Source organism: Thermoplasmatales archaeon, assembly GCA_014361245.1.
In the GTDB taxonomy this organism is placed as follows: Archaea; Thermoplasmatota; E2; order UBA202; family JdFR-43; genus JACIWB01.
On sequence record JACIWB010000082.1, the window covers coordinates 1 to 2,510 of the forward strand.

Sequence of the window (2,510 nt, forward strand, 5' to 3'; positions counted from 1 at the left end):
TAGAAACAAAAAGATTACTATTTTCCAGATTTAAAAAAGAAGATATGAGAAGGAAACATGTAATTGGAATGGCAATTTGCCATAACCTCCAGACATATATGACTATTTTTTATCCCTATAATTTTCTTTATGAATATGTTAAATGGAATTGATTAATCGACAACTCCTGTAGGATTTTAATTTCAACTTATAACTTTTATTCCTCTCTAAACCTTAAAGCATCTATTAAGCCATGTGCATAATTTATGCACCCAAAAGCGGTGAAATAATCTTTCCTTTCCAAATAGAATTTTGCATCCTCATAATATCTTTTAGCCATATCTACTATTTTCTCATCTTTTACTTTCTTACAGTTTTCAACAAAAAGATTCAGGTCTTTCTTTATTCTCTCTTCTATTTCCATATTTTTACCTCTCCTCCTAACTTATTACATTTCCCTTTTATTATCTCTTTTAATTTTTCACTGCATTTTATTTTTAAATTTGCTGTGCCATCCACAGAAAAATCCAGAACATTGCTGTTTTCCCATATCCAGGAAATGAATGTTTTTTCCTTTTCAGGAATTCGCAACTCTAAGTAAGAAAAAGGCAAGCAATTCTCTATTTCATATATAAGAAGGTCTATATTTTCTCCAGTTAAAGCTGAGATTGGTATTGTTTTAATATTAAAATTCTCTTCAACAATCTTTATTTTCTTCTCCATCTCTTCTCTCTTTATTTTATCTATTTTATTCATTACTATTATTATTTTTGGCTCTTCTTTTAGAATATAAATTTCTTTGAGGGAAGCCTTTATTTTTTCAATCAATATATTATCATTATCAGAAGAATCAACAACAAGTAGAATCAAATCGGAAAAAGAAATTTCTTCCAGAGTTGAATGAAATGCATTTATTAGCCAATGTGGTAGATCTTTAATAAATCCTACGGTGTCTATAAGTAAGATTGGTAGAGATGATTTAGCCAGTTTTTTTGTTTTTGTTGAAAGAGTGGTAAATAATCTATCATCTATTTCAACATCATCACCAGTCAATGCCTTTAAAATAGAACTCTTGCCAGCATTTGTATAACCAGTTATTGCAACAACATAAAAACCCTTTTCCTCTCTTTCCTTTCTAACCAATCCCCTATCTTCCTCTATCTTCTTCAACTCATATTTTATTTTCTTAATTCTTTTTTTTATCATCTCATAATAGTCAGCAACAACATACTCTCCTCCTCCTAAAAAACCAGGTCTATCTTTCTCACTAGTTCTATGAAACAATTCTCTCACAAAAGGTTTTTCATATTGTAACTTAGCCAGATTAACCTGTAATTTTGCCTCCCTCCTTTTCGCCCTCCTCATAAATATTTCAACTATTAATCTTATTCTGTCATATACTTCCACCCTAAGAGTTTTCTCCAGGTTATACCATTGGGAAGGTCTTAAAGCATCATTTACAAACGCTATTTTAATATCATTTTTCTCGATATATTCCTTCACTTCTTCTATTTTACCTTTTCCAAGATAATAGGAGGCGTCCTCTTCCTTTTTCTGTATAAAAACTTTTTCTATTTTATAATCTAAGGATTCAGCAAGAGAAATAATCTCTGTCACATCCTCATCTTTTGATAGCACCACTCCTTTCACATTTTTAATCCCATTCTGAAATATAAACTTTCCAGTGGAAATGAGGGGGTGGGAAGCCGCCGGCGGGAATTGAACCCGCGACCTTCTGATTACGAATCAGATGCTCTTCCTGCTGAGCTACGGCGGCTCATGCAACATATGCTTCTGCAAGTATTCTATATTCGCCGTAACCAATCAGTTTTAAAATAATATTCCATTCTCCTGGTAAAGGCTCTTCAAAATAGAAATATTCTTCATATGACCTTGACTTTGCAGTTGTGCAATAATCTTTTTCTATTTTTTCTGAAGGAGTTAAAATAGTAAGGTTTAGTTTCCCCTGGCTTAAAAATTGCACATCAGAATAGACAGGATTTGAAAAATTTACTTCAATTATAATATGAAGATATTTTGTTTTTTCCCGAATAATTACAGGTATGGATACATTTTTTGCAATTTCAGAATTAAAAATATCTATCCATTTAAATTCTTCTTTCATATTAGCTATTGTTACCCATTCATATCTCTCTCCTTTTTTAAAAAAATCTGACATCTTTCCATAAATTTCTCCAGCTGAAATACATCCACAGAGCAATATGTTGATTATTAAAGCAGTTGCAATGAATATCTTCTTCACAAAAAGAAAATAATTGGTGTTAATAATATTATTGTTTTTAGCAGAATAAATTGCAACAGAGGCAGATACAGATTTACCGTTTTTAAATCTGTATTTTGTTATTGTGAGAGCTCAGCAATAACAAATTTTTCAACAAAATAGTTTGTTTTGCGGTTGTTATTCTGTAAAAATGCATGATCGATTTGAAAAACAAGCAAAAATACATCAAATCAATTCTTTTCTAATCTAACCGTTTGTGAATAAAAGGCAATGATTGAACAAATGTTAA

3 protein-coding genes and 1 tRNA gene are annotated in these 2,510 nt (G+C 30.7%); all 4 read right to left on the reverse strand.

What is annotated here, in order from left to right; genetic code table 11:
* Window positions 1-196: 196 nt before the first annotated feature.
* The 4 genes from H5T45_07535 to H5T45_07550 all read right to left on the reverse strand — a co-directional run bounded on the left by H5T45_07535 (window position 197) and on the right by H5T45_07550 (window position 2,242).
* On the reverse strand, window positions 197-403 hold the full coding sequence (locus H5T45_07535; GenBank protein MBC7129550.1) for a DUF357 domain-containing protein: 207 nt from the start codon (window positions 401-403) through the stop codon (window positions 197-199).
* Window positions 394-1,629, reverse strand: a complete 1,236-nt coding sequence (gene hflX / locus H5T45_07540) for a GTPase HflX (GenBank protein MBC7129551.1) — start codon at window positions 1,627-1,629, stop codon at window positions 394-396. The genes H5T45_07535 and hflX overlap by 10 nt, the downstream gene beginning before the upstream one ends.
* 54 nt (window positions 1,630-1,683) lie before the next feature.
* Window positions 1,684-1,756: transfer RNA gene (locus tag H5T45_07545), tRNA-Thr, on the reverse strand.
* Window positions 1,757-2,242 (reverse strand): hypothetical protein, encoded by a 486-nt coding sequence (locus H5T45_07550; protein MBC7129552.1) that lies wholly within the window; start codon window positions 2,240-2,242, stop codon window positions 1,757-1,759.
* Between the last annotated feature and the right edge of the window lie 268 nt (window positions 2,243-2,510).

Coding starts and splice junctions, on each gene's coding strand:
- H5T45_07535 (MBC7129550.1), bottom strand. CDS start 403: ATGGAAATAGAAGAGAGAATAAAGAAAGACCTGAATCTTTTTGTTGAA.